Below are 26003 nucleotides of genomic sequence, written 5' to 3'. Positions count from 1 at the left end.
GGCCTTGATCTGGCCGATGATGGCGGCAATGTCCCGCGCGCTGGGCTCGGTTTCCGTGGAGACGCCCAGGGGAGCTATGAACTGGATACCGTATTCGGCCGCGAAATAGCCGAAGGCGTCGTGGGTCGAGATCACCTTACGCCGGTCGGGCGGGATTTTTGCGACGGCCTCCCGGACCTCGCGATCCAGCGTTTCGAGCTTTTCCAGATACGCCTTGGCCTGGGTGCGGAAGACCTCGGCATCATCAGGGTCGGCGGCGGCCAGCGCGTTGGCGATGTCGGTCACGTAGATTTTGGCATTCGGCACGGACTGCCAGGCATGGGGATCGGCGCCCGAGCCGAGCTTGTGCGGGGCGATGCCGGCGCTCGCGGTGACGACCATCGCCTTGCTGCCGGAGGACTGCACGAGGCGCGGCAGCCAGCCTTCGAGGCCGAGCCCGTTGACGATGACGAGCCTGGCATCCGTGATGCGCTTCGCATCGCTTGGCGCCGGCGTATAGACATGGACGTCGCTGTCGGGGCCGACCAGCGTCGTGACGTTGACGCGGTCGCCGCCAACGTTGCGAACGAAATCGCCGAGGATCGAAAAGCTCGCGACCACATTGAGCCGCTCAGCCGCGTGCAACGGCGAGGCGATCAGCAGGAGCATGCAAAGCAGGAGGCGCCGCATCGTCACGCCTCCAGATGCCGACCGGGAAACAGTTGACGGACGATGCCGCCGACGCGGCCGAACAGGACGGAGACGATGTAGAGCAGCGTCGCCACCAGGATGATCGCGGGGCCTGAAGGCACGCGGGTCTGGAACGACAGCACGAGGCCGGCATAGCCGGAGACGGCGGCCGCGACCACCGCGATGCAGATCATCGCGGTGAGATCGCGCGACCAGAACCGCGCGATGCCTGCGGGGAGGATCATCAGGCCGACCGCTAGCAGCGTGCCGAGCGCCTGGAAGCCGTTGACGAGGTTGATCACGACGAGCGCGAGAAAGGCGAGATGCGCGGGGCCGCCGGCGCGGCTGACGGTGCGCAAAAACAAGGGATCGACGCTCTCGATCACCAGCGGGCGATAGATCACCGCGAGCACCAGCAGCGTCACCGTGGCGTTGAAGGCGACCACCAGCAGGGTCTGGTCGTCCATCGCAAGGATGTTGCCGAACAGCACATGCAAGAGGTCGATATTGGTGCCCTTGATCGAGACGATGGTGACGCCGAGCGCGAGTGAGGCGAGGTAGAACGTCGCGAGCGAGGCATCCTCCTTCAGCCCGGTCGATCGCGCGACCACGCCGGCGAGGATCGCGACGGCAAAGCCGGCGATCAGGCCGCCGGCCGTCATGGCGAACAGATTGAGGCCGGAGAGCAGGAAGCCGACGGCCGCACCGGGCAGGATCGCATGCGCCATGGCGTCGCCGACGAGGCTCATCCGCCGGAGCATCAGGAACACGCCGATCGGCGCGCCCGCCAGCGACAGCGCGATGACCGCGGCCAGCGCCCGCCGCATGAACTCGAACTCGGTGAACGGACCGATCAGAGCGTCGTAGATCATCTGAGATCACGCCGCCCGCGAGCGGGGATCGTCGGCCGCGCAGGCCGTCGCGCTGTCGTCAAAGGCCTCGCACATCCGCATCGCAACCAGCAGGTTTTCCGGCGTCAGCACCTCGGCCGTCGGTCCCCAGGCGACGGGGCCGCGCGCCAGCACCAGCGTCTCGGTGAAATGGGTGCGCACCATCTCCATGTCGTGCAGCGCGGCGAGCACCGTGCGGCCCTCGCTGTGCCAGTGCTTCACCAGCGCGAGCAGGTCAGTCGTGGTCTTGCTGTCGATGGCGTTGAAGGGTTCGTCGAGCACGATCAGGCGCGCGTCCTGAAGCAGCACGCGCGCGAACAGCACGCGCTGCATCTGCCCGCCCGAGAGCGTGCCGATCGGGCGGTTCTCGAAACCGTTGAGCCCGACGGATGCGATCGCGCGAAGGATCCTGTCGCGCGCGGCCTTGCCGATGCCGCCGAACAGGCCGGCGTCGCGCCACAGCCCGGTGCCGACGAAATCGAACACCGAGATCGGAAAGCTGCGGTCGATCTCCGCGCTCTGCGGCAGATAGGCGATGTCGCGGGCATCCAGCCCGCCGAGGTGGATGTGGCCGTCGAGCGGTTTGAGGATGCCGACGATGCCGCGCAGAAGGGTCGACTTGCCCGCGCCGTTGGGGCCGATCACCGCGACCAGCGCGCCTGATGCGACCTCGCCGCTCAGATGGTGCACGGCCGGATGCCGGTCATAGCCGAGCGTGACGTTGTGGAAATGAAGAGCCGCCATCCTCACCTCATCGCCAGGACAACGATGCCCCAGAGTACGGCGCAGACGGCTAGGGCGCCCGCAAGACGGCCGGCCATGGTCATGCGCAGGATCGACCAGGGCGCGTCCTGGGCCGGATGCGGCGAGGCCGCATCGTGGACATGGGCGTGGGAGTGGTCGTGCCCATGCGAATGCCCGTGGTCGTGGGAATGGCCAGGAGGATGACCATGGGCGCGATCGTGGTGATGGGCGTGGGACGCGGCGGGAACCATGCCAAGGACGTTATATTATAACATTACCTCTGTCCACGGTCGGTCATGGCTTGCCGATCACCATCGCGATGGCGGCGGCCACGAACGGGAACGGCACCGAAACGGCGCAGCGGAACCAGACGAAACGGGCCGGCATGAACGGGATTTCCCACAAGATCACTCGCTGGAAGGCAAAAAGGGCCCAGGCCACGACATAGGCAACCACCTGGGGCACTCCGCCGCCCGACTTCAGCGCCACGGTCCCGATCGAGAAGCCGATCACCGGGCCGCCGGGGGTGGCCGCGCCGGCGACCACGGCGGTGGCAACCCCGAGCCAGCCGCTGTCCGGGCCAAGCCAGCCGGTGATCACCTCCTGCGGGATGATGGCGGCGATGTAGCCGGAGCCGATTACGCCGAGCGCGATCCGCGGCACGATGTTGATGAAGTCCATCGAGCCTTCGCGGAGCGAGGCCTTGAACACCGGCGGGCCGCGGCGGAAGGCGATCAGGCCGACGCCGAACACCGAGCCCCAGAGCAGGATGTCAATCAGAAGCGCCGCGCTCATGCCGCGTCCTCGTCGCTGTCGCGCTTCGGATAGACCCGGACATAGACGAAGCGGCCGAGCGCGCCCGCGAGCACCGGTAGCGGCAGCGAGATCACGATCCGCCACAGCGTGAAATCGGTGCCCATGATCGGGATTTCCCAGGCCACCGCCCGGCCGTAGCCGATCAGCGTCCAGCTCACGACCATGGCGATGGTGGCGCCGAAATCGGCGCCGACCGCGAGCAGCGCGCTCGCGACGGGATAGGCGGTGAAGGGCCCGCCGGGCAGGATCGCGCCGAAGGCAGTCCCGATCAGCAGGCCCATCAGGCCGGATTTCGGCCCGAGCGAGCGCGAGACTTTCTCGTGCGGCAGGATCTCCGAGATGAAGGCGCCGAGCAGGCAACCGGCGAGCACACGCGGCAGGATGCCTGAGAACAGCGAGAGATCGTGGGTGAGGATGTCGAGAACGCCGTCGGTGCCGTCACGTCGCCAGACCAGCGCCGCGCTCACCGCCACCAGGGCGGCAATGATGATCGTCGACCAGCCGATCGGCTTGCGCACGCGCCCCGGCCGCGGCTCGGACTCCGCGTCCTCGGCAGGCGGCGGGTTTTTCTGGGAAGGCACTGACAATGGGCGGGGTCGATCGGATGGGATGCCCATCCTGATTAAGGGCGCCGTCCATGCGATGCAAACGGTACGATGGCAGGCCGGTGCGCGTAGCGCGCAGGACTGTGCGGGGGGCAAGCCTCCGTAAGATCGGCCTGAACCGGTGCGGCATCGGGAATTCACCTCTCCCTTGGGAGAGGTCGGATTGCTCTGGTGCGCAATTGCGCACCTAAGCAATCCGGGTGAGGGTTTAAGGTCCCAGCGTGGGGCAGCGCCCCCTCACCCGATTTGCTGACGCAAATCGACCTCTCCCCGCTGGGGAGAGGTGAACCGAGCCCAAGTGCGCAGATTTTAGTTTCCGCATAGCAAAAAGGCGGCCGCGTGAGCGACCGCCTTTCGCTGTTACGGTGAAACCAGCTTACGCCTTCTCGAACAGGGACTCGACGTATTCCCAGTTCACGAGGTTCTCGACGAACGCCTTGAGATAGTCGGGGCGGCGGTTGCGGTAGTCGATGTAGTAGGAGTGCTCCCAGACGTCGACGCCGAGGATCGGGGTGGCGCCATGCACCAGCGGATTCTCGCCGTTCGGGGTTTTTGCGATCTCGAGCTTGCCGTTCTTGACCTGGAGCCAGGCCCAGCCGGAGCCGAACTGGCCGACGCCCGCCGCCTGGAAGTCCGCCTTGAACTTCTCGAAGCCGCCGAGGTCTTCGTCGATCTTCTTCGCGAGCTTGCCCGGCAGCTTGTCGCCGCCGCCATTGGGCTTCATCCAGCTCCAGAAGTGGATGTGGTTGTAGTGCTGGCCGGCGTTGTTGAACACCGCGGGGTTCTTGCCGAACGAGCCCTTGACGATCTCTTCAAGGGACTTGCCTTCCCATTCGGTGCCCTTGAGCGCGTTGTTGCCGTTGGTGACGTAGGCCTGATGATGCTTGTCGTGGTGGAATTCCAGCGTCTCCTTCGACATGAACTGGCCGAGGGCGTCATAGGCGTAAGGGAGTGGGGGCAGCGTGAATGTCATGGGTTCTTGTCCGCAACTGGTGGGGAACGAGGCTTAACGGTCATCCCTTATAGAATGTTCCGGCGCCGTTAAATACCGCCAATTTGCGAAATTGCGTGATGCGACCGTTTGGCCGGATTGCATAAAATCGACGCAAACGCTCAGCAGCTCGACCGGCCGCAAAATATCATTGCCTTTGAGGCGCTTATGGGAGAACGAACGCGCCACGGCGCGGAGATGCGAAAGAGAAGGTCATGAGCATCGAGATCGACATCCTCAACGGCGACGCCTCGTGGAAGATTGCGGAGCCGCTGCATCAGGCGGTCTGGGGGCCGCAGCAGGTCGCGGACAAGCCCTGGGCTCACGTCAAATGGGCCCATGCCGACCTCCGCGTGCTGATCGAGACGCCCGAGGACGGCCTCGTCTGCCATGTCGGCATCTATTTCCGCACCGTCACCTGGAACGGACAGAAGGTTCATATCGGCGGCATCGGCGGGGTCTGCACCCGTGAGGACCGGCGCGGCCGCGGCTATGCGACCGTGGCGATCGACGCAGCCGTGCATACCATGCGCGCCAACGAGGCCGTACGCTTCGCGCTGCTGTTCTGCGAGCCGCACAATTTCGGGTTCTACGAGAGACGGAGCTGGCTGCCCTTCAAGGGCGAGGTCTATTGCGAGCAGCCGGAGGGACGGGTCCGCTTCACCGCCATGGCGCCCTATGTCTTCAACATCGTCCGCGCCCCGACGCTCGGCACCATCGACCTCTGCGGCCTGCCCTGGTGAGCCCTGCGTGACGGCCGGCTGGCGCGGGCGCAGCTCGCCCGGTAATATGTCGATCATCATCTGATATTCCGCTCCGTGACATATGACGATCGACGCTCCGATAGACACCGCCGCGCCGCCTGCGCCGGTCGCCTCCCCGATTGCCAGCCTGCTGACGGCGCCGATCCTGCCGACGCTATTGCGGCTCGCGATTCCCAACATGATCGCGATGGTCGGCAGCACGCTGGTCGCGATCGCCGAGACTTCCTATATCGGCCGGCTCGGCACCATTCCGCTGGCGGCGATCGCGCTGGTGTTTCCGTTCGCGATGCTGACGCAGATGATGAGCGCGGGCGCGATGGGCGGCGGCGTCTCCTCCGCGATCAGCCGCGCGCTCGGCGCCGGCAATCGCAACCGCGCCGCGACGCTGGCGGTTCATGCCGGCATCATCGGCCTCTGCGGCGGGCTGTTCTTCACGGTGATGATGCTCGCCTTCGGCCGCGCGTTCTTCACGCTGCTCGGCGGCCGCGAGCGCGTGCTCGAGGAGGCCTGCGGCTATTCGCAAGTCCTGTTCTCCGGCGCGGTCGCGATCTGGCTCGTCAATACGCTGGCCTCGATCATCCGCGGCACCGGCGACATGCGCCTGCCCTCGATGATTCTGATCGGGACGAGCGTGCTCCAGATCGCGCTCGGCGGCACGCTCGGGCTCGGCCTGTTCGGCGTGACGCAGTTCGGCATGCCCGGCGTTGCTGCCGGCCAGCTGATCGCGTTCAGTTGCGCCGCGATCTTCTTCCTCTGGTATCTGCTGTCCGGCCGCAGCCGGCTGCCGCTGAATTTTCGCGCGTTTCATGTCGAGCGGGCAATGTTCTTCGACATCCTCAAGGTCGGCGCCGTCGCCTGCCTGTCGCCGCTCCAGACCGTTCTGACCATCCTGATCTTCACGAAGATCCTGGCAACCTTCGGCACCGAGATGCTGGCCGGCTATGGCATCGGCTCGCGGCTGGAATTCCTGCTGATTCCCATCACCTTCGCTTTCGGAATCGCCTCCGTGCCGATGGTCGGCATGGCGATCGGCGCCGGCGATCTCAAGCGCGCGCGGCGCGTCGCCTGGACTGCGGCCGCGGCCTCCGGACTGACCGTCGGCACGATCGGCCTCGTCATCGCGCTCGATCCGGCGCTCTGGGTGTCGCTGTTCACGCGCGATACCGGCGTCACCGCCGCCGCACACAGCTATTTCCACTGGGCGGGGCCGGCCTTCGCATTCTTCGGCATCGGCGTCTCGCTGTATTTCTCCTCGCAAGGCGCCGCACGCGTCGGCGGGCCGGTGCTGGCCTCGACGGGGCGGCTTCTGATCGTTGCGATCGGTGGCGTCGGCCTGATGCTGGCGCAGGCGCCGGCCTGGACCCTGTTCGCGCTGATCGGCGGCGCCATGGTCGTGTTCGGGCTCGCGACGGCGGCCTCGGTCGCCCTGGCACGCTGGGGCAAATGAGCGCAGGTCGAATGAGCGCAAGAATGTGATTCCATCGGGCGTTGCACGCGCCCGATTTGCTGCTATGGAGGCGCCTCAATTCCGGGACCCTCTCCATGACAATCAGATTCGCCGCTCTCATCGTCATTCTGGCTGCGCTGTTCGGCGCGAATTCCGCCCGAGCGCAGAGCGCCGACGGCACCTGGCTCACCCAGGCCGGCGATGCCCGCGTCAAGATCAGCAAGTGCGGCGGCGGGATCTGCGGCCACATCGTCTGGCTGCGCGAGCCCATGGACACCACGACCGGCCAGCCCGCCACCGACAGCAAGAATCCCAATCGCGCGCTCGCCAAGCGCCCGATGATTGGCCTGCCGCTGTTCAGCGGCATGCAGCCTTCAGGCCCGAACAAATGGTCGGGCCAGATCTACAATGCCGACGACGGCAGCACCTATGCCAGCAGCGTCACGGTCACGGGCGCGGATTCGCTGCGGGTCGAAGGCTGCGTCGGCGCGCTCTGCGGCGGCGAGACCTGGACGCGCGCGGGGCGTTAGCTCGCCACCGTCATCGCCTTCAGCGCGGTCGCCGCCGAGGCATAGCCGCCTCGCGCGCCGTCGATGAAATGGACGTGGTCGCTGCGCAGTGCCGAAGGCGTGAAGCAGGTCATCATCGCGGCGTCCTGCGGGTAGAGGCCATAGCGCACGATTCCCTCGCGCGCGGCGGCGGCAAGACGATCGCTGAGGGCGCGCTCGAGCTGCGGCGTGCAGTCGAGGATCATGCGCAGGCCGTCGTCGTATTTGCGGAAGTCCGAGTTCTCGACCACCTGGCGCTTGTAGACATCAGGCACGAAGCCGCCGATTTTGAGATCGAAGCGCATGATCAGATAGGCGAACAGCGTGTAGGCCAGCACGCCCGCGCGGCGGACGACCAGCGGCCCGCCGCGCTTGGTGCGGGCCTCGAAGTCCAGCCCCTGCGGCGGCCATTTCAGCGGCGGCCCCTGCGGCGGCACCGGGCGGCCGCCATCGGGGCTGCGCTCGACGAGGTGAATGACGTCCTCGATCACCTTGCGGAACGCGAGCGGATCGGCACCGCGCGCCGGCATCACCAGCACCGACAGGATCAGGCCGCGCGCGGCCGGCATCACCTCGAAGCGGCAGGACAGGCCCGAGAGATCAGGCTGCGTGCCGGCGGGTGCCTCCGCGATCGCGAACTCACCGCGCTTCATCGCGGCATCGGCGAAGGCGAGCCCGCCGCCGGAGAACATCGCATAGGACAGGTTTGCCGACGGCCCGAAGCGCGCGACGCGCACGTCGAGACCTTGCGCGCGGATCGCGCTGACCGGCACCAGCGCGACGCGCATCTTCAGATCGAGATCCTCCCGCACCCAGGTCGCGGTCGCAGCCAGTGCGTCGCGGGCGCGCTCGAGCTCATCAGGCGCAATGGCAAAGCTTGCGCCGTCGCCGCCGAACACGAAGGGGAATTCGCGCCCCTCCAGCGCGTTCGTCACCGCCGCGATCACCGCGGCGCCGGCCATGTTGACCGCCTTGTAGCGCTGCGCCGCGATCGCCTTGGTGGAATCGACGATATCGGCGACGCCGACGCTCCAGTCGTCAGGCAAGGGCGCATACAGCGCCGGGTCCATCAGGCTGGTGAAGCTGCGAAAGACGGGAATGCCGCCATAGAAGGATTCGCCTGATGTCATCGGGTGATGCCGGATGGTTGGGAAGCGCGTCCGAGAGATATACGTGGCGGGATCGATCGGGGTTCGCCTGATGAGGCGCCCTTGCAATCATTGGCCGAATCCGGCCCGGGCAACAAGATCTGGCCGCGCTGCATTGCCGCACGTCGTCATTGATCGACGTCAAACAGGGACGTTCGAAGAGTGGCTACGCTTGGATCATCACCCAGGGGTTCAACGGGATATCGACGTGCCCGATTTCGGCAACAGGGACACCATCGCTCCGGCTCGGCGGCTCGATCCGATCAGCGCGGTGAAGATGCCGGCGGTACTGACCGCGGCTGTCGATGCCTGGGCCGAAGCCCATCATCTCACCCGCTCGGATGCGATCTGCAAGCTGGTCGAGCTCGGCCTGAAGATTGCGCCGGCCGCATCGGCGTCGGCGCAATCCTTTGCATCGGATGCCACGCGGATCGAGGCGATTGCCGTACACGAGATCGAGGCGCTGCTCGATCCCGCATTGCCGGCGGACGAACGCGAGCGCCGCATCCGCCGCCTCACCGAGGGGCCGCCGGAATTCTCACATCAGCGGATCGACTTGCCGAAGCAGCACCGCGACTGAAGCTGCCTAATGCAGCTTCTCGTCCTCGCGCTTGCGCAAGGCGTCGAGGGACGCGTCGTGGCAGCCGACCAGCCGCACGAACTGCTGCGGATACATCTCGTAGCCGTGACTGCCGGAATTCTGATTTGCCATTGGGAGGCAATGAATGTCGTCGAGCTTCGCGCGAGGCTGCTCGGTCCGGCCCTGACTTGAGGCGGTCATGTTCGAAGTGGCCATCGACTGCTCCCCTTCGTTTAGGGCAGATCGATTGACGTAATCCAATCGATTGCGGGGCATCTTACGACCAAATCCGGCTCGATGTCATTGCTCCGGATCAACGCAATTGTGGCAGCGGGGTTCCGCCTATGCGGTGTTCCCCGCATCGATCGTGAACACGGTCCCGGTGACGTTGCGGCCGCCCTCGCCGAGCAGATATTCCACCATGCGTGCGACGTCATCGGTCTCCGGCAGACGCCGCAGCGCGCTGCGCCCCGCAATGCGCTTGCGGCCCTCGTCGGAAAGATTGTGCGTCAGCTCGGTGTCGATGAAGCCGGGCGCGATCGCATTCACGGTGATGCCGAGCTTGCCGACCTCGCGCGCGAGCGATCGGGTGAAGCCGGTCGCGGCGGCCTTGGTCGCTCCGTAGACGGAGAGACCATTATAGCCCGTGGTCGCGATGATCGAGGAGATGTTGATGATGCGTCCCGCACCATCCGCCATCATCTGCCGTGCGACATATTTGGTGAGGATGATCGGCGACAGCACGTTGAGCTGCACCAGCGCCTCGATCTCCGAATTGTGCATGGTCGCGAGCAGGCCCTCGGTGCCGAGGCCGGCATTGTTGACGAGGCCGTAGATCGGGCCGAATTCGTCGCGCACCAGCTTTGCGAAAGCCGGGATCGCGTCGATCACCGCGAGGTCGCAGGTGCGGAAATGCAACCGGCCCTCGGACTCCGCGATCGCAGCCTTGAGCTCGTCGCTCTCGCGCCGCGCCGCTGCGATCACGTTGTAACCGGCACCGACGAGGCGTGTGCCGATCGCAAGGCCGATACCGCGGCTGCCGCCGGTGACGAGGACATTATGCATCGGTGCGCGCCAATTTGCCGGCCGGGGTGACGTCGAGCGCCTCGACGAAGCGGATCACCGCCGGCACCTTGTGGGAGGCGAGCTGGGCGCGGCACTGCTCCAGGATCTGGTCGCGGATGTCCTTCACGCGTGCCTGATCTGTACCGTCCGCCAGGATCACGTCGGCGACGACGATACCACCGGTGATCGGGCTGCGGCGGGATTTTGCCCGCGACATCCGCACATCCGGATGGCGGTTGATCACCGCCTCGATCTCTTCGGGGTGAACCTTCAGCCCGCCGATATTGATGATGCCGCCGCGGCGGCCGACGAAATAATAGCGGTCGCCGCGCAGCTCGACGATGTCGCCGCTGTCGACGAATCCGTCGGCATCGGTGAGCGCGGCAGCGTTGCGGCCGATATAGGCATGAGCGGTGCGCGTCGAACGAATGCGGAGCGAGCCATCCACGACCTTCATCTCCACGCCATTGCGGCTGCCGAGATAATTGGCCGGAAAACCTTCGAGGCCGTCATTGACGGCGAAGCCGACGCCGGCCTCGGTCGAGGCATAGGCATGGCCGACGGAGGAATTGGGGAAGGCCGCCTTCAGGCCGTCGAGCACCGCCTGGTCGGCAATCTCGCCGGAGAGACGGACATAGCCGGGCGCAAACTGTGCGGCGGAGCCGCTCATCAGGAGCTTGCGCCAGTGCGAGGGCGTGCCGGACATGTGCGAGACGCCGCGCGCATTCAGCCGCGCGACGTGATCGCCGAGCAATTCATGCGGATCGGACAGCACCATGGAGCCGCCGGAGAGGATGGCGCGGAGGAAGATTTGCAGGCCGCCATAGCGGCGAATGTCGTAGAAGGTCGCCCAAACAGGTGCAGGCCCGCGTCCGGGGCCTTCGGCGACGATGGCCCCGGTCAACGCTTCCAGCGTATGGCCGACGATCTTCGGCACGCCTGAGGTGCCGGAGGTGAGCATCAGCCATTCGGTGGCGCGCTCGGCCTTTGCTGGAGTGGTCGCTTGAAGCGGTAATTGCGCGCTGACGACCAGCGAAACGCCGGTCTCAACCCAGCGATCCGGTTCGTCGGTGACGACGGCGTCGATCCCGGCATCGGCGATCAGCGCGTCGAGATGGGCAGGGTTGAGATCGGGCGGGCACAAGAGCATGCGGCGGGCGATGCCGTCGAGCTCGATCATGGCCAGGCCCGACCGAAGCTGATCGGACAATTTGAGCAGCACGGCGCGGCCGGACAGCTCGCGCAGGCGGCCGTCCAGAACCGTGTGCGACAGGATATCGGTCAGCGACACGACATGGTGCGCATCCGAGATCGTGCGGCCGGTCAGCTCCGGACTGAGATAGTCGCGAAGCGCAAAGATCTCACGCGGGGACATTTTCGTAGGCCCGCACGAAATCGCCAACTGTGGCGGGGAACGCTGCGTCCTCGGAAATGGTGAAGGGGTCGACGCCGGTCTCGTCCTCGAGACGCGCGACGAGAATGGCGAAGGCGAGCGAGTCGAAACCCGTCTCGTGCAGGGACAGATCGTCCGAAAGCGCGGGAAGCGTGACGTGCTGTTCCTTGGCGATCTGCTGGATCGCCTCAATGACCTTGGACCGTACCGACATGGCTTAATCGCCTCATGCTTAGTTAATCGATCGTGTTTCTTGTGGGCGGCTCTTGAGGACCGCCTCCCATGCCCGTGTGTTTACCGGACAGAAGTAAATGGGCTCTTGGACAATTCAGATAAAATTGGACCTATCTCTCGATTTTGCGCGGACTACAGCCGGCTCGTACCGTCCACGACCTTTGCATATGCCGCTGCATCCAGCGCGATATAGGCGCCGGATTTCGGTTCGAGCATGAACAGCGGATCGCCGATCGCGGCCGGATCAAAGCCTTCGCGGGCAAGCTCGCCCTTCTTCTGCTTGAAGGTCTCGGTCGCATCGAGCTCGCGCGAGATGCGGATGAAGACCGGGCGGGCGTAGACCGGCAGAAGCTGCGCGAGATGCGCAGGGAATGCCGCGAGGTCAAAACCTTCGTTGACCACGATGGCGCTCATGCCGGCGCGGCCATCGGTGCCCGGAATGGCCACGCCATAGGTCGTGGCATCGATCACGCCGGGGAAATCGCGCACGGCGTCGTTGACCTCCGAGGTCGCGACGTTCTCGCCCTTCCAGCGAAAGGTGTCGCCGATGCGATCGACGAAATGGAAAAAACCCTTGTCGTCGAGCCGCATCAGATCGCCGGTGCGGAACCAGGCATCGCCCCTGGCGAAGACATCGCGCAGGATCTTCTTCTCGGTCTCGCCGGCGTCGGTATAGCCCTCGAAGCGACCGCCGCCCTGGTCGGCCGTGCCGATGCGGCCGATGGCTTCACCGGCCTCGCCGCGAGCGCAGGCAATGCAAAAACCCTCGTCATTGCGCCGCGGCGCGCCGCTGTCCGGATCAAGCTTGACGAGGCCTGCGGGAAATCGGTGCGCGAGCAGCGGCGGGATCCGGCCGATCGCACCGGGCTGGCCCTCGACGTTGAACAGCGAGAAATTGCCTTCGGTCGCCGCGTAGAATTCGAGGATGCGAGGAATGGCGAAGCGACTCTGGAAATCTTCCCAGATGTCGCCGCGCAAACCGTTGCCGCAGACGAGCCGCAGCCGGTGGCGGTTTTCGTATTCGGACGGCGGCGCCTTCAGCAGATAGCGGCAGAGCTCGCCGATATACTGGAACAGCGTGCAGTCGTGCCGCACGATGTCGGGCCAGAAATGCGAGGCCGAGAATTTTTCGGCGATCACCACCGAACCGCCGGCAGCGAGCATGCTGCAGGGCGCGACGATGCCGCCGACCGAGTGGAACAGCGGCAGGCAGTCATAGAGCCGGTCCTGCGGCGTGGCGCCGGTGAGTCCGGCGAACCAAAAGCCCCAATTGAGGATGCGGCGATGGCTGATGCTGGCGGCCTTGGGCAGGCCCGTGGTGCCGGACGTGTAGATCAGCAGCGCGCGGTCGTCGATGGTGACGTCGCCATGCTCCTCCGGCGAGAGCGGAGCATCGTCGAGCGCGGCGAGCGCAACGTCGATGGCGCGCTCGCTGCGGGCATCGCCATGGATCCAGATCTTCGCATCCGTCTTCAGATGCGGCTTTGCGCTCTCCAGCGTCTCCGCCATGTCATGAGCAATGATGATATGCAGCGGCTTCGCGACGTCCAGACAATGCGCGAGCGACGGCCCGACGAGCTTGGTGTTGATCAGCGCGACCACGCCGCCGACGCGGCTGATGCCGAGCCAGGCCGCGACATAGTCGAGGCCGTTCGGCATGATCAGCGCGACGGTGTCGCCCTTGACGATTCCGACCGAGCGCGCCCAGCGTGCATAGCGGTTGATGCGTTTCGACAGGCTGTCGTAATCGAAGCTTGAATCGTCCGTGATCAGCGCAACGCGGTCGGGCTGCCGCCGCGCCCAATCGTCGACGACATCCGCGAACAGCCGGCCCGGCAGCGTCTCGATCCGCGCGGTGAGCTCGATCGCCTTCAGCCAGATCTTCGATGCCGACGGCGCGCGCGCGGCTTTCGGTTGCTCGATGACGCCGATGGTCATGCCGTTCATTCTTTCGGAACGTGTGATTTCGGCAGCTTAGCCTGCACGCCCTGCCCAGGTGTTAAGAGACAAGGTAAAAGCCGGTTAGCTCTCGATTAACTCCAGTCATCCTTTACCAAGCCGACGGGATCGGCGTGCGCATTGGCGCGATTCTTGCGATAGCGCATATGGCGCGCACGATGCAGCGGCATCGGCGGTAGGCTCCCTCTCCCGCTTGCGGGGGAGGGTTGGGGTGGGGGTGTCTCCGCATCGGGATTGCCGCGGATTGCGGAGAATATCTCATCGCGGAGAGAGCCCTCACCCGCCGCGTTCTGCGAGCGCGTCGGCCTCTCCCGCAAGCGGGAGAGGCGGAGCCCCACGGGCAATCCCCGTGAAATCCATATGCGATTGCCCTGCCGCAAGCGGGGCGAGGTGAAGCGGAGACCGTCATGATCACCAAGCGCCATTTCCTTCAGACCGCCGCCTGTGCAGCAGTTGTACTCGCCGCACCACGCGCCTTCGCGCTGAGCAATCCATCCTATCCCTCGCGCAGCGTGAAATGGGTGGTGCCCTATGCGCCGGGCGGGGCGACCGATGTGCTGTCGCGGCTGATCTGCCAGCGCCTGTCCGACCGGCTCGGCCAGACCTTCATCGTCGAGAACAAACCCGGTGCCGGAAGCAATATCGGCACGCAGGCGGTGATTGCCTCGGCGCCCGACGGCTACACGCTGCTGCTGACCTCGACCGCCAATGCGATCAACGCCTCGTTCGATCCGGCGCTGCCGTATGATTTCGCCAAGGGCATCGCGCCGGTCGCGGGTGTCGCGCGGATTCCGCTGGTGCTGGTGGTCAACAACGATCTGCCCGTCAAAAACGTCGCCGACTTCATCGCCCATGCCAAGGCCAATCCCGGCAAGATGTCGATCGCGTCCTCCGGTATCGGCACCTCGCTGCATCTGTCCGGCGAATTGTTCAAGTCGCTCGCCGGCGTACAGTTCACCCATGTGCCCTATCGCGGCTCGGCACCGGGCCTCACCGACGTGATGAGCGGCCAGATCCAGGGCATGTTCGACAACGTCACCTCGTCCTTCGAGCTGGTGCGCGCCGGCAAGCTGCGCGCGCTCGGTGTCACCACGCGCGAGCGCTCGGAGATTTTGCCGGACGTGCCGCCGATCGCGGATACGCTCCCCGGCTATGAGACGTCGTCCTTCTACGGCGTCGGGGCCCCGCACGACACGCCGGGCGAGATCATCGACCTGCTCAATCGCGAGATCGACGCCGCGCTGTCCGATGCCGAGATCAAGGCCCGTATCGCCGAGCTCGGCGCAATCCCGCTGCATGGCAATGCCGGCGCATTCGGCGGCATGCTGACGGCAGAGACCGAGCGCTGGCGTAAAGTGGTCGAGCTGTCGGGAATCAGGAAAGAATAGCGGCTCAGGCCCGCTGGCGGCTAGGCGATTCCAGGCAAACGCGCTATCCTTTTCTACCCTGCGTTGTCAGAGTTTGAAAGGGAGGCGACCCGTGGCTCTCGATCCCCTAGAGTTTCCTGTCCAGGTCGCACCGTTCGAGCAGCCGATGACGAATTTCGCCAGCCGCGTGAAGGGCGGACAGGCCAGAGTGGTCGCGATCGGCTCGTCGACCACGGCGGGCGAGGGCGGCATTGCTCCCTATCCGCAGCGGCTGCTGGCGGATCTTCGGATCAAATTTCGAAATGTTGCGATCGAGGTGATCAACCGGGGCGTCGGCGGCGAAGATGCGCCTTTGGAGCTGAAGCGGTTCGAGCACGACGTCTTCGACCTGAAGCCAGATCTCGTCATATGGCAAATCGGCACCAATTCGGTGTGGCAGGTTGACGGTCCCTCGTTCGAGGAGACCACGAACGCCATCCGTGAAGGTGTCGACCGATTGCTCCGCGCCGAGGGGATCGACGTGATCCTGATGGACCTTCAATATGTGCCTGCGGTGCTGACACCGGCCAAGCGCCCGAAGGCGGAGGCCATGGTCGCGGCGATCAGACAGATCGCGCACGAGAAACGCGTCAACGTCTTCGGCCGCTTTGCGCTGATGGAGGGATGGTACCAGGTCGCGAAGATCCCGTTCGATCGCCTGGTGGATCCCGGCGATGACACCCGGCTGCATGTCAGCGACTGGACCACGGACAAGATGACTTGGCAGTTGGCCGACGCGATCGCCGCCGCGGCCAGCAAGGCGTCTCACGGCACCTGAAGCAAAGGTAGATTTAGCCGCTTCTCGCGCGACGCGGACGCGGCGACGGCGCGTTGACCGGATAATACGGATTGAGATCGCAGGTCGCGGGGCGGCCCGAAGCGGTGGCGCGGCATTGCGGCAGCGACGTGAAGGAGCAGTCGTACCACTCTCCACCACCGCCATTCGCGCCGGAATAGACGTGCATGCAGACGGGATAACGGGGATCGAAGGTCTGCGCGTGCGACGGCGCGGCTGCGAGCACCGCACCGACGATTACGACTAGGCCGAACGAGAAACGCATGAAGAAGGCTCCTGCGCTCCGGATCGCTCAATACACCTTCTTGTGACGCTTGCGCGGCGGCGGGGGCGGTTCGTCAAAGGCGTAATAGGGATTGACGTCGCAACTCGCGGCGATGCCCGACGCCGTGGCGCGGCACTGCGGAATCGAGGTGAACGAGCAGTCGTAATAATCGCCGCCGCCGCCCCGGCCGCCCGGCGTGTAGACGTGCATGCACACCGGATAGCGCGGATCATAGGTCTGGGCGCGCGCGTCTGCCGCGGCAAACAGCGTGACAATCGCGGTGAGGGTCAGGATCGGCAAACGCATGGAGACTTCCTCGAATCATGGGGGTCGGCGGATCTGACGCCGACGGCCTCCTATGGCACAACACCCCGGCGGAGGCGACTGTTCCTGAGAACAGATGACGGCAAGGTGAGATGCGCTCTTGCAACGCACGCGTCATGGCCGGGCTCAGCCGGCCATGACGACCAAACGAAACAGCGCTAGCCCAATCCCTGCAACACCAGCCGGTTCAACCGCGCCGCAAACGCCGCGGGGTCTTCCGGCAGTTCGCCGTCCAGAATCTGCGCCTGTTCAAGCAGGAGCAGGCTGAGATCGTCCACGGCCTTCGAGCCGGCTTGCGCCTTCGTGATCGCCGCGACCATCGGATGGCGCAGATTGATCTCGAGCACGGGCTTGGTGCGCATGCCGCGGTTCTGCTGCGCCAGAAGGCGCTCCAGCTCACGGCTCGGGCCCTGGCTGTCGGCGACGAGGCAGGAGGCCGAGCTGGTGAGGCGGGTCGAGGCCTTGACGTCGCTGACGCGCTCGCCGAGCGCGGCCTTGATCACCGCGATGGTGGCGGCTTCATCGGCGACAGGCTCGTCCTTCTTCGCATCGTCGGCCTCATCGACGCGCGGGATCAGGTCGAGATTGAGATCGCCCTGGCTCAGCGACTTCAGCGGCTTGCCGTCGAACTCTGATGGCATCGAGGTCCAGAACGCGTCGACCGGATCGGACAGCAGCAGCACCTCGATGCCGCGCGCGGTCGCAGCTTCCAGCCGCGGACTGGATTTCAGCCGCTCCAAGCTGTCGCCGACGAGATAATAGATCTCGGTCTGGTTCGGCTTGAAGCCGGCGACCACCTCCTTCAGCGACCGCTTTTCGCCTGTGGTCGTGGTGAAGCGCGACAGCGCCAGCAGCTTTTCGCGGCGCTCGAAATCCTCGTAGATGCCTTCCTTCAGCACCGCGCCGAAGGCGTCCCAGATTTTTGCAAAGTTCTCCGGGTCCTTGTCCGCAAGACTTTCGAGCTCGGACACGACGCGGCTCGCCACAGCTTTGCGGATCTGGGCGAGCTGCGGATTGTTCTGCAGCATCTCGCGCGAGATGTTGAGCGGGAGATCCTCGCTGTCGACGACGCCGCGGATGAAGCGGAGGTACCCCGGCAACAGGTCGGCGTCATCGGTGATGAAGACGCGGCGGACGTAGAGCTTGACCCGGCCCTTGCGGTTCGGCTCGAACAGGTCGAACGGCTTGGTCGACGGCGCGAACAGCAGCACGGCGTAGGAGTAGCGGCCCTCCGCGCGATAGTGCAGCGTCATCGCGGGGTCGTCGAAGGCGGAGGCGATCTGCTGATAGGCCTTCTTGTAGTCCTCCGCCGTCAGCTCGGATTTCGAGCGCTGCCACAGCGCGCTCGCCGAATTGATCTGGCGCGGCTCGCCCTGTTCCGGCACCAGCTCAATGGGGAACAGGATGTTGTCCGAATAGGCGCTGATGATGCGCTCGATCTCGTAGGTCTCGAGATATTTTTTGGCGTCATCCTTCAGGTGCAGGACGATCTCGGTACCGCGCACGAGGCGTGAGGCTTCCTCGTCGCTGGCCCTCGCGATCTCGAAGCCGGAGCCGCCGGAGGACGTCCAGGTCCAGACGTCGCTCTCGCCGGCGCGGCGGCTGACCACCACGATCTTCTCGGCGACCATGAAGGCCGAATAGAAGCCGACGCCGAACTGGCCGATCAGGCCGAGGCCGTCCTTGGCCTCCTTCAGCTTCGAGACGAAGGCCTTGGTGCCGGAACGGGCGATGGTGCCGAGATGGTCGATCAGTTCCTGGCGCTCCATGCCGATGCCGTTGTCGGCGATCGTGAGCGTGGCGGCCGTCTTGTTCGGGATGATGCGGATCTTGAGGGCCTCGCCCTCGCCGATCAACGAGGGGTTTGCGATCGCCTCGTAACGCAACTTGTCGCAGGCATCGGAAGCATTGGAGACAAGTTCGCGCAGGAAGATGTCGGTCTCCGAGTAGACGGAGTGCACCATGAGATGCAGAAGTTCGGAAACCTCGGCCTGGAAGGGCTGCGTGTGCACAGCCGTATCTGACGTCGTCATGCGTTTACCCGGTCAATCAAAAGGGGAAGAAACCCGGGATATAACGCAACGAGAAAGGGGATCAAGTAGACGCGAAAAATCGCCCATCCTGCGGAAGGGCGATTTGTCCAGCACAGCCAAGGTCTTCCGCCGGCAATGCCGCCTCAGGTCACGCAGCGACCGGGCTGAAGCAGTTTTGCGACCTCGGTCAGGGCGCTGACCATCGGCTCGCAGGCAATGGCCGGCTTGCGGCCCTGCTTCTGGAGCAGCGTCGGCGGCTTGGCGTTGCCGGTTTCAATCGCTGCGGGGACCCGCATCACCACCGAGGTGTCGGCAAGCTCGTTCAACCGCATCGACACGGTGCGGGTGGGAACTCCCGGCTTGAGGTCAGCGAGCCGGTCCGACTTGGCGGACCGGTTGACGTTGTGGCCCGGCTGGTCGGCGACCGCCTGCCAACGGTCGGCCAGATCATGGCCGGAGGCCAATTGCGCCGCGCCGAGCGCGAATGTGATCGCGACGGCGCCGAAAAATGCTTTGTGAATCTGTGACATGGCTGTCGACCCCTCGCCCCATGGCGATCGCGGGAACAACGCGGGCGACGGATCGGGAGTTCTCGGTAGTCACGATCACTTAACCGTGTGCGAAACGCGGCAGCCTCATGCAAAAAAATTCGCACCCAGCTGGAACGACTCCGGCGCCCGGGAGTCGTCTCAACAGCCGGCTATTCCCCCCTGCCCCATAAGCCGGCGACGTAGGGCGCGACTGTGGTGATGCCAGTCGCGCCTTACTTTTGTCTGGGGTTCACTTTGTCTTCCCCGCCTGCCAGTCCCGCCCCTCGCCATAGAGCTTCTCGACCTCGGGCCCGATCAGGCCTGGCATGTCGCGCTTGACCTTGTAGCCGATCAGCTCCTGCATGTAGGCGAGGTGGCGATAGCCTTCGGGCAGCGCGGCGAGCGTCTTCTGGTCGAGTTGAAGCGTCGCAGCGGGGTCGACCGGGTCGATGCGGTCCTTCTCGTAGATCGGCTGGCGGCGGACGATGCCCCACTGGCCCTGCCGCTTTTCCAGGAAATCGTAGAAGCGGCCGGTGCAGACCACGTCGCAGAGCACGTCGTGCACGGGCGCGCGCTGCGAGATTGTCATCTTGGTCTGGGCGATGGCCCGCTCACCGGCGAGGTCGATGCTGGTCCCGCCGAGGAAATGCAGGATGCGCACGCCCTTCGCAAAGCCCTCCTGGCTGACGCGGATGAAATCCCGCGCCGGCCCCTGAAACCAGGTCGCCGACATCCAGCCCTCTTCGTGCCAGACGGTCGCAAAGCGCTCCCAATCGCCGGCGTCGCGCCACAGCGCCCAGTTCTCGACGAGGTCGCGGATGGCGAGGCGGTCGAGGAGTTGCTGGTCCATGGTACGTCTCTCCCGGCGGCTCGAGGCTCCGATGGATGCCATCGGCCCGAAATATCAACGGGGCAATGAGGTTTCCGTCAAGCGCCCGATGTCTCGCGATCGTTCGAATTGCCCACAGGAGCGCAAACGCGATACGGGCAGCGAGCCTTGCAATCAACCTGGTGGCGATTAGTATCCGCACCGATGCAGATGAAATTCCTTTTGCTGGCCGCGCTTCTTGGAGTGCTGGCGGCTTTCCCAGCATATGTGCAGGCTGAGGCGCCGGACGCCCAAGAGAACTCTATCAAAGCCTGGAAGAGGCAAGTTTCCAATCAGTTGGTCAGCAAGAGGACTTACCCGCGCAATTCGCCTGCCGAAGGCGGCACGGCGAAAGTCCTGTTTGTTCTCGATCGGACAGGCAATTTGATTTCGTGCGCGCTGGTCGAAAGCACGGGCTCCAGCGAACTGGACGCCGCGGCCTTGGCGATGGTGGAAGCGGCGGCGCCATTTCCCGAGCCGCCCGCCGAGATTGAGGAGGACAGTCTTCACCTCACGGCGCCCATCATCTTCAAGGCCAAAACGACGCGACTGTGGTCGGGCAGCGTGCCGCCGGCAGAGTCGGCCGCAGAACAAGCCAAGATCGATGCCAGGATGCGCAGCATCTGCCGAGGTTGCTGAAATAAAGCTGCAAAAACGGCGCGCCTTGCGACGCGCCGTCTTCTTGTTCGATGGAAGCGTCGCTACGCCGCCGGCGCCTTCGGCGTGCGGTTGCGCGAGTTGCGTTGGAAGAACAGCGCCTGGCTCGCCACTGCAGACACCATTGCAGGCTGAAACGGCTTCGAGATCAGGAACGCCGGCTCGGGGCGCTCGCCGGTGAGGAAGCGCTCGGGGTAGGCGGTGATGAACACCACCGGCACCTCGAAGGTGCGCAGCAGCTCGTTGACGGCGTCGAGGCCCGACGAACCGTCGGCGAGCTGGATGTCGGCGAGGATCAGCCCGGGCCGCTTGTTCTTGGCCAGCGCGACCGCATCTGCATGGGTGCGCGCGACGCCGACGACATTGTGGCCGAGATTCTTCACCAGGCTCTCGAGGTCCATGGCGATGAAGGTCTCGTCCTCGATGATCAAGACGTCGGTGGCGATCTCGGCCGCCATCTCGCGTCCCGCGGTGTCCGCAAGCCGCCGCGTCTCGGCAACATCGGTGCCGAGGATGAAGGCGACCTCTTCCTCCGAAAATCCCTCGAGCGAGAGCAGCAGGAAGGCCTGCCGCGGCAGCGGCGTGATGTTCGACAGACGCCGCTCGGGCGGCATCGGCAGCGTGGCTACCTCGGAATCGTCGTTGACGGAGACGGAATTCCAGATTTGGGTGAACAGCCGGAACAGGCCGGCGCGCGGCCCATGGCTCTCGTCGAGGACGCTGGGATCCCCAAGCATGGCTTCCAGCATGGCTGCGACATAGGCGTCACCGGAGGCCTGGCTGCCTGTCAGGGCGCGCGCGTACCGGCGCAACAACGGCAAGTGTTCAGCAACAAGCTGTGAACGGGACATCCCCACTCCATTCATTTTGGGCCAAGCCTAAGAAATCAGGAACTGCGAGAGGAGGCCCGGGTTCCCCTACCGCGGCTGATTACGCCTCAGGACAAGAAAAGTTCCCGTGGGGGCGGAACTTTTTCTCGCACCTGGAATTGAACTCGTCCAGGGAACGGCTCCCGGTTGAGAGAACTTCTCGATTTTACAGTCACTTAACTCGGGGAAACGTGGAACAGGTCATGAAAGATCTCAAGTCTCAAGCCAGCAAAAGCACGACCCCCGGCAAAGGAGGGCTCACTCCGGAGATCCAGTCCCGGATCGGGCATCAGCTCCGTGCCATGTACGACGACGTCGTGCGCCAGGGGGTTCCGGACCGGTTCGCAGAACTGATCAAGAAGCTTGATGCGCCGGGAGGCGCACACCAGGTGGAAACGGACGGGGGCTCTAACGACAACAACAATGGGAGGGATTAATGCCTCTCACCGACTCCCTGCGTAACGACATCCTCGCGGCCGTGCCGAGCCTGCGCGCGTTCGCCATCTCGCTCAGCGGCAATGCGGACCGCGCCGACGATCTGGTGCAGGAAACCCTGCTGCGCGCGCTTGCCAACATCGACTCGTTCCAGCCCGGCTCCAATCTACCGGCGTGGCTGTTCACGATCCTGCGCAACCTGTTCCGCTCCGACTATCGCAAGCGGCGGCGTGAGGTCGAGGATGCCGAGGGCAATTACGCCAAGACGCTGAAGACGCAGCCCTCGCAGAACGCGCATCTCGAATTCGAGGAGTTTCGCGGCGCGCTCGAAAAGCTGCCGCAGGACCAGCGCGAAGCGCTCATCCTGGTCGGCGCCTCCGGCTTCTCCTACGAGGACGCCGCCTCGATCTGCGGCTGCGCGGTCGGCACGATCAAGAGCCGCGTCAACCGCGCGCGCTCGAAGCTCGCCGCGTTGCTCTATGTCGACGGCGCCGAGGACTTTGGGCCCGACGAGACCGTGCGCGCCGTGATCGGCGGCAGCGGCGGATAACGGCAGGAGTCAATTGATCCTGGACTGACGTGAAGGCGGCCGTTTCTGCGGCCGCCTTTGCACGTGTGTCGGATCATTCGTCGAAGAACGTCACGGTGTCGGCGACGGTTGCGCGCGAGGTGCGGTAGCTGTTCACCTTGTGCGCATTGTCGGCATAGCCGAACGAGATGCCGCAGACGATGCGGCGGTCGTCGGGCAGATTGAAGTGACGGCGGATCAGGCTGGAATGGCGCGCCAGCGCGGCCTGCGGAATGGTGCCGAGCCCGAGCGCCTGCGCCGCCAGCATGAAGTTACTGACATAGGCACCGCAATCGATCGCTCCGTAGATACCGAGCGGCTCGTTGGTGTGAATGATCGCGACATGCGGCGCGCCGAAGAAATTGTAGTTCTCCAGCGCCTGCTTGGCATAAGCGCTTCTGTCGCCGCGGGCGATTCCGAGCGTGTTATAGAGCTGGAAGCCGCTCTCGCGGCGGCGCTCGAGATAGACGCCGACATATTCACGCGGCGGCGTGAAGTCGTAGTCGTCACCGAGGCCGCTAGATGCTTCCTTGTAGATCAGCTGGCGGAAGCGCTCCTTGGCTTCACCGCTGGCGACGATGACCTGCCAGGGCTGGCTGTTGCACCAGGAAGCTGTCCGCTGCGCTGTTTTCAGCACATACTCGATGGTGGCGCGATCGACCTCCTGCGGGAGAAAGGCGCGGACGGAATAGCGCTCGTTGAGCAGCTCTTCGAGCACGCCGATACGGTCGTTTTGATTCACTCTAGCGTCCATGGATTCGTTCGCCCTTCGTAGGGTGGGGCAAAGGCGCGTAGCGCCGTGCCCACCGACAGACTTTCCCCGGCGCATCTGCATATGGTGGGCACGCTTCGCTTTGCCCACCCTACGAGATGCTGGAGGTGGACACATCACCGCCCCTTGGTCGGGATCTTGTTATACGGCACATCCTTGTCGACACGAATGTCGCCCGGCAATCCCAGTACCCGCTCGGCGATGATGTTGCGCAAGATCTCGTCCGTGCCGCCGGCGATGCGCATCGAGGGCGAAGACAGCAGCATCTGCTGGAACTGGCCCTGCACGGTCTCCTCATCGCTGCCGGTGAGGACGCCGGCCGCGCCTTGCAGGTCCATGGCGTAGGTCGCGATGTCCTGCAGCATCATGCCCGAGACCAGCTTGCCGATCGAGTTCTCCGGCCCCGGCCGCTCGCCCTTCGACAGGGCCGAGATCGCGCGGTAGCTGGTGTATTTCAGCCCACTCGATTTCACCGCCCAGCTCGCCAGCTTCGAGCGCACGGCGGGATCATCGATGGCGAGCCCGTCCTCCAGCATCAGGTTCGAGCAGAACTCGAACAGCTCAGGCACGCCGGTCGCAAGCCGCGCACCGATCGACATGCGCTCGTTCATCAGCGTGGTCAGCGACACGCTCCAACCCTCGCCGACGGCGCCAAGCCGCTGGCTGTCGGGAATCACGACATCAGTGAAATAGACCTCGTTGAACTCCTGCATGCCGTTGGCCTGCCTGATCGGCCGCACCTCGACGCCGGGGCTCTTCATGTCCAGGAAGAACATGGTGAGGCCCTTATGCTTGGGGACATTGGGATCGGTCCGCGCGATCAACAGGCCGTAGTCGGAATAATGCGCGCCCGAGGTCCAGATCTTCTGGCCGTTGACGACCCAATTGTCACCCTTCTTCTCCGCACGGGTGCGAAGCCCCGCGACGTCGGAGCCGGCCGACGGCTCCGAGAACAGCTGGCACCAGATCTCCTCGCCAGAAGCGAGTTTCGGCAGATAGCGACGCTTGGCATCCTCGCTGCCGAAGGCCATCACGGTCGGGCCGCACATGCCCTCACCGATCTGGAACGGCTGCGTCAGCTTGCCGTAGACGCCCTCTTCCTGCTGCCAGATCACCTTCTCGATCGGCGTGGCGTCGCGACCGCCGTATTCCTTCGGCCAGTGCAGGCAGGCCCAATTGCCTTCGAACTTCTTCTTCTGCCAGGCCTTGCCGACTTCGACGATGTCGTGATTGGCGAGCTTGATGCGCCCGAGCGAGGATTTTGACAGCTCGGCATGCAGCTCCTTCGGTGCATTGGCGTCGACCCATTTGCGCGCGGTTGCGCGGAATGCGGCTTCCTGGGGGGTGTCGTCGAAATTCATGGCGGACCTCTACCCTCTTCCCTTTGTCGGGATCTTGTTGAACGGCACGTCCTTGTCGACACGGATATCGCCGGGCAGGCCCAGCACCCGCTCGGCGATGATGTTGCGCATGATCTCGTCGGTGCCGCCTTCGACGCGGGTGCCCGGCGCGCGCAGCAGCATGGCCTGGAAACGGCCGGCGAGTTCGGCATTCTCGCCGCTGATCACACCGCTCGCCCCCTGCAAGTCGAGCGCGTAGGTCGCGACGTCCTGGATCATCGAGCCCGCGACCAGCTTGCCGATGGAATTCTCCGGACCGGGCCGCTCGCCCCTCGACAGCGCGGAGATCGCGCGCATGCTGGTGTATTTCAGCCCGCTCGCCTTCACCGCCCAGTTCGCCAGCTTCGAGCGCACCGCGCGATCCTCGATGGCCGGGCCGTCGTCCAGCATCAGGCTGGAGCAATATTCGAACAATTCAGGGAAACCGGTCGAGACAGCGGCACCGATCGCGCTACGCTCGTTCATCAGTGTGGTCAGCGAGACGTTCCAGCCGTCGCCGACCTCGCCGAGGCGCTGGTGGTCGGGAATGCGGACATCAGTGAAATAGACCTCGTTGAAGTCGGAGGCGCCGCTCGCCTGCTTGATCGGCCGCACCTCGACGCCGAGGCTCTTCATGTCCAGAAAGAACATGGTGAGGCCTTTGTGCTTGGGCACGGTTGGATCGGTGCGAGTGAGGAGAATGCCGTAGTCGGAATAATGCGCGCCCGAGGTCCAGATCTTCTGGCCGTTGATGACCCAGTCGTCGCCGTCCTTCTCGGCGCGGGTCCGGAGACCCGCGACGTCCGAGCCGCCAGCGGGCTCGGAGAACAGCTGGCACCAGACCTTCTCGCCGGAGGCGAGCGGCGGCAGATAGGTGCGCTTATGCTCCTCGCGCGCGAATGCCATCATGGTCGGCCCGCACATGCCGTGGCCGATGATGAACATGCGAGAGAGCTGACCGAACGGCCCCTCTTCCTGCGACCAGATCACGCGCTCGATCGGCGAGGCGCCGCGGCCGCCATATTCCTTCGGCCAGTGCAGGCAGGCCCAGCCGGCATCGGCCTTCCTCTTCTGCCAGGCTTTTGCCACTTCGAGAATGTTGGCGTTCTTGAGCACGGTGCGGCCGAGCGAGGATTTGCGCAGCTCGTCCTCGTATTGCTTGGGCGCGTTGGCGCCGATCCAGGCGCGAGCGGTAGCACGGAATTCGGCTTCCTGCGGGGTGTCATCGAAGTTCATATGCGTGCCCTT

At 64.8% G+C, this 26003-nt stretch carries 31 protein-coding genes; 9 read left to right on the top strand and 22 right to left on the bottom strand.

Annotated elements, in window-relative coordinates; genetic code table 11:
• The 7 genes from HYH08_RS34465 to HYH08_RS34435 form a co-directional block, all read right to left on the bottom strand.
• On the bottom strand, positions 1–669 hold a 669-nt coding region (locus tag HYH08_RS34465; RefSeq protein WP_220014264.1), incomplete at its 3' end, for a metal ABC transporter solute-binding protein, Zn/Mn family.
• A gap of 2 nt (positions 670–671) precedes the next feature.
• Complete coding sequence (locus HYH08_RS34460) at positions 672–1541, bottom strand: metal ABC transporter permease (RefSeq protein ID WP_220014263.1); 870 nt, start codon at positions 1539–1541, stop codon at positions 672–674.
• Between the two features lie 6 nt (positions 1542–1547).
• Positions 1548–2303 carry a metal ABC transporter ATP-binding protein gene (locus HYH08_RS34455; protein ID WP_220014262.1) on the bottom strand — a complete coding sequence of 252 codons (756 nt, stop codon included), beginning with the start codon at positions 2301–2303 and terminating at the stop codon, positions 1548–1550.
• Between the two features lie 2 nt (positions 2304–2305).
• Complete coding sequence (locus HYH08_RS34450; protein ID WP_220014261.1) at positions 2306–2554, bottom strand: hypothetical protein; 249 nt, start codon at positions 2552–2554, stop codon at positions 2306–2308.
• A gap of 43 nt (positions 2555–2597) precedes the next feature.
• The gene (locus tag HYH08_RS34445) at positions 2598–3098 is read right to left on the bottom strand and encodes a hypothetical protein (protein ID WP_008138982.1); all 501 of its coding nucleotides are present in this window, start codon (positions 3096–3098) and stop codon (positions 2598–2600) included.
• Positions 3095–3706, bottom strand: a complete 612-nt coding sequence (locus HYH08_RS34440; RefSeq protein ID WP_220014260.1) for a permease — start codon at positions 3704–3706, stop codon at positions 3095–3097. Before HYH08_RS34440 ends, HYH08_RS34445 begins: the two co-directional genes overlap by 4 nt.
• 394 nt (positions 3707–4100) lie before the next feature.
• A complete protein-coding gene (locus HYH08_RS34435) occupies positions 4101–4697 on the bottom strand; it encodes a superoxide dismutase (protein ID WP_220014259.1) in 597 nt (198 codons plus the stop codon).
• 233 nt (positions 4698–4930) lie between these two features.
• On the opposite strand from HYH08_RS34435, the gene HYH08_RS34430 reads away from it, so the two are divergent.
• The 3 genes from HYH08_RS34430 to HYH08_RS34420 all read left to right on the top strand — a co-directional run bounded on the left by HYH08_RS34430 (position 4931) and on the right by HYH08_RS34420 (position 7456).
• The gene (locus HYH08_RS34430; protein ID WP_220014258.1) at positions 4931–5458 is read left to right on the top strand and encodes a GNAT family N-acetyltransferase; all 528 of its coding nucleotides are present in this window, start codon (positions 4931–4933) and stop codon (positions 5456–5458) included.
• An 82-nt stretch (positions 5459–5540) separates the two neighbouring features.
• Positions 5541–6926: an MATE family efflux transporter gene (locus HYH08_RS34425; protein WP_220014257.1), complete on the top strand. Its 1386-nt coding sequence runs from the start codon at positions 5541–5543 to the stop codon at positions 6924–6926.
• 95 nt (positions 6927–7021) lie between these two features.
• Positions 7022–7456, top strand: a complete 435-nt coding sequence (locus HYH08_RS34420; protein ID WP_220014256.1) for a DUF2147 domain-containing protein — start codon at positions 7022–7024, stop codon at positions 7454–7456.
• Here HYH08_RS34420 and HYH08_RS34415 read toward each other — a convergent pair.
• The gene (locus HYH08_RS34415) at positions 7453–8604 is read right to left on the bottom strand and encodes a DUF3095 domain-containing protein (protein ID WP_220014255.1); all 1152 of its coding nucleotides are present in this window, start codon (positions 8602–8604) and stop codon (positions 7453–7455) included. The genes HYH08_RS34420 and HYH08_RS34415 overlap by 4 nt on opposite strands.
• A 220-nt stretch (positions 8605–8824) precedes the next feature.
• Here HYH08_RS34415 and HYH08_RS34410 point away from each other — a divergent pair, with 220 nt between their 5' ends.
• A complete protein-coding gene (locus HYH08_RS34410) occupies positions 8825–9202 on the top strand; it encodes a hypothetical protein (RefSeq protein ID WP_220014266.1) in 378 nt (125 codons plus the stop codon).
• 6 nt (positions 9203–9208) lie between these two features.
• Here HYH08_RS34410 and HYH08_RS34405 read toward each other — a convergent pair whose 3' ends face one another.
• The 5 genes from HYH08_RS34405 to HYH08_RS34385 form a co-directional block, all read right to left on the bottom strand.
• Positions 9209–9418 carry a hypothetical protein gene (locus HYH08_RS34405; RefSeq protein ID WP_220014254.1) on the bottom strand — a complete coding sequence of 70 codons (210 nt, stop codon included), beginning with the start codon at positions 9416–9418 and terminating at the stop codon, positions 9209–9211.
• Positions 9419–9544: 126 nt separating this feature from the next.
• Positions 9545–10267, bottom strand: coding sequence for an SDR family NAD(P)-dependent oxidoreductase (locus tag HYH08_RS34400; protein ID WP_220014253.1), 723 nt, complete (start codon positions 10265–10267; stop codon positions 9545–9547).
• Positions 10260–11642 carry a class I adenylate-forming enzyme family protein gene (locus HYH08_RS34395; protein WP_220014252.1) on the bottom strand — a complete coding sequence of 461 codons (1383 nt, stop codon included), beginning with the start codon at positions 11640–11642 and terminating at the stop codon, positions 10260–10262. Before HYH08_RS34395 ends, HYH08_RS34400 begins: the two co-directional genes overlap by 8 nt.
• Positions 11629–11874, bottom strand: coding sequence for an acyl carrier protein (locus HYH08_RS34390; protein WP_015688794.1), 246 nt, complete (start codon positions 11872–11874; stop codon positions 11629–11631). Before HYH08_RS34390 ends, HYH08_RS34395 begins: the two co-directional genes overlap by 14 nt.
• A 152-nt stretch (positions 11875–12026) precedes the next feature.
• Positions 12027–13841: a long-chain-acyl-CoA synthetase gene (locus HYH08_RS34385; protein ID WP_220014251.1), complete on the bottom strand. Its 1815-nt coding sequence runs from the start codon at positions 13839–13841 to the stop codon at positions 12027–12029.
• A 419-nt stretch (positions 13842–14260) separates the two neighbouring features.
• On the opposite strand from HYH08_RS34385, the gene HYH08_RS34380 reads away from it, so the two are divergent.
• On the top strand, positions 14261–15241 hold the full coding sequence (locus HYH08_RS34380; protein ID WP_220014250.1) for a Bug family tripartite tricarboxylate transporter substrate binding protein: 981 nt from the start codon (positions 14261–14263) through the stop codon (positions 15239–15241).
• A 91-nt stretch (positions 15242–15332) separates the two neighbouring features.
• Positions 15333–16037, top strand: a complete 705-nt coding sequence (locus tag HYH08_RS34375; RefSeq protein WP_220014249.1) for an SGNH/GDSL hydrolase family protein — start codon at positions 15333–15335, stop codon at positions 16035–16037.
• Between the two features lie 13 nt (positions 16038–16050).
• On the opposite strand, the gene HYH08_RS34370 is transcribed toward HYH08_RS34375, so the two are convergent.
• The 5 genes from HYH08_RS34370 to HYH08_RS34350 all read right to left on the bottom strand — a co-directional run bounded on the left by HYH08_RS34370 (position 16051) and on the right by HYH08_RS34350 (position 20057).
• On the bottom strand, positions 16051–16320 hold the full coding sequence (locus HYH08_RS34370) for a DUF3551 domain-containing protein (protein ID WP_220014248.1): 270 nt from the start codon (positions 16318–16320) through the stop codon (positions 16051–16053).
• A 27-nt stretch (positions 16321–16347) separates the two neighbouring features.
• Positions 16348–16626, bottom strand: coding sequence for a DUF3551 domain-containing protein (locus HYH08_RS34365; RefSeq protein ID WP_220014247.1), 279 nt, complete (start codon positions 16624–16626; stop codon positions 16348–16350).
• Positions 16627–16802: 176 nt separating this feature from the next.
• A complete protein-coding gene (gene htpG, locus HYH08_RS34360) occupies positions 16803–18677 on the bottom strand; it encodes a molecular chaperone HtpG (protein WP_220014246.1) in 1875 nt (624 codons plus the stop codon).
• A gap of 143 nt (positions 18678–18820) precedes the next feature.
• Positions 18821–19207, bottom strand: coding sequence for a hypothetical protein (locus tag HYH08_RS34355; RefSeq protein WP_220014245.1), 387 nt, complete (start codon positions 19205–19207; stop codon positions 18821–18823).
• 250 nt (positions 19208–19457) lie between these two features.
• On the bottom strand, positions 19458–20057 hold the full coding sequence (locus tag HYH08_RS34350) for a nuclear transport factor 2 family protein (RefSeq protein ID WP_220014244.1): 600 nt from the start codon (positions 20055–20057) through the stop codon (positions 19458–19460).
• Between the two features lie 183 nt (positions 20058–20240).
• Between HYH08_RS34350 and HYH08_RS34345 the strand changes: the two genes are divergently transcribed.
• A complete protein-coding gene (locus HYH08_RS34345) occupies positions 20241–20714 on the top strand; it encodes a TonB family protein (RefSeq protein ID WP_220014243.1) in 474 nt (157 codons plus the stop codon).
• Between the two features lie 62 nt (positions 20715–20776).
• Here HYH08_RS34345 and HYH08_RS34340 read toward each other — a convergent pair whose 3' ends face one another.
• The gene (locus HYH08_RS34340) at positions 20777–21583 is read right to left on the bottom strand and encodes a response regulator (protein WP_220014242.1); all 807 of its coding nucleotides are present in this window, start codon (positions 21581–21583) and stop codon (positions 20777–20779) included.
• Between the two features lie 221 nt (positions 21584–21804).
• Between HYH08_RS34340 and HYH08_RS34335 the strand changes: the two genes are divergently transcribed.
• Together HYH08_RS34335 and HYH08_RS34330 are read left to right on the top strand one after the other, a co-directional pair.
• A complete protein-coding gene (locus HYH08_RS34335) occupies positions 21805–22038 on the top strand; it encodes a NepR family anti-sigma factor (protein ID WP_220014241.1) in 234 nt (77 codons plus the stop codon).
• Positions 22038–22586 carry a sigma-70 family RNA polymerase sigma factor gene (locus HYH08_RS34330; RefSeq protein ID WP_220014240.1) on the top strand — a complete coding sequence of 183 codons (549 nt, stop codon included), beginning with the start codon at positions 22038–22040 and terminating at the stop codon, positions 22584–22586. Before HYH08_RS34335 ends, HYH08_RS34330 begins: the two co-directional genes overlap by 1 nt.
• A gap of 73 nt (positions 22587–22659) precedes the next feature.
• Here HYH08_RS34330 and HYH08_RS34325 read toward each other — a convergent pair whose 3' ends face one another.
• The 3 genes from HYH08_RS34325 to HYH08_RS34315 form a co-directional block, all read right to left on the bottom strand.
• Complete coding sequence (locus HYH08_RS34325) at positions 22660–23358, bottom strand: nitroreductase (protein ID WP_220014239.1); 699 nt, start codon at positions 23356–23358, stop codon at positions 22660–22662.
• 134 nt (positions 23359–23492) lie between these two features.
• Complete coding sequence (locus tag HYH08_RS34320; protein WP_220014238.1) at positions 23493–24737, bottom strand: acyl-CoA dehydrogenase; 1245 nt, start codon at positions 24735–24737, stop codon at positions 23493–23495.
• 9 nt (positions 24738–24746) lie between these two features.
• The gene (locus HYH08_RS34315) at positions 24747–25991 is read right to left on the bottom strand and encodes an acyl-CoA dehydrogenase (RefSeq protein ID WP_220014237.1); all 1245 of its coding nucleotides are present in this window, start codon (positions 25989–25991) and stop codon (positions 24747–24749) included.
• Between the last annotated feature and the right edge of the window lie 12 nt (positions 25992–26003).

This window comes from Bradyrhizobium sp. BR 10289, assembly GCF_019455385.1.
Lineage (GTDB): Bacteria > Pseudomonadota > Alphaproteobacteria > Rhizobiales > Xanthobacteraceae > Bradyrhizobium.
This window is presented reverse-complemented; position numbering and strand designations above follow the sequence as displayed.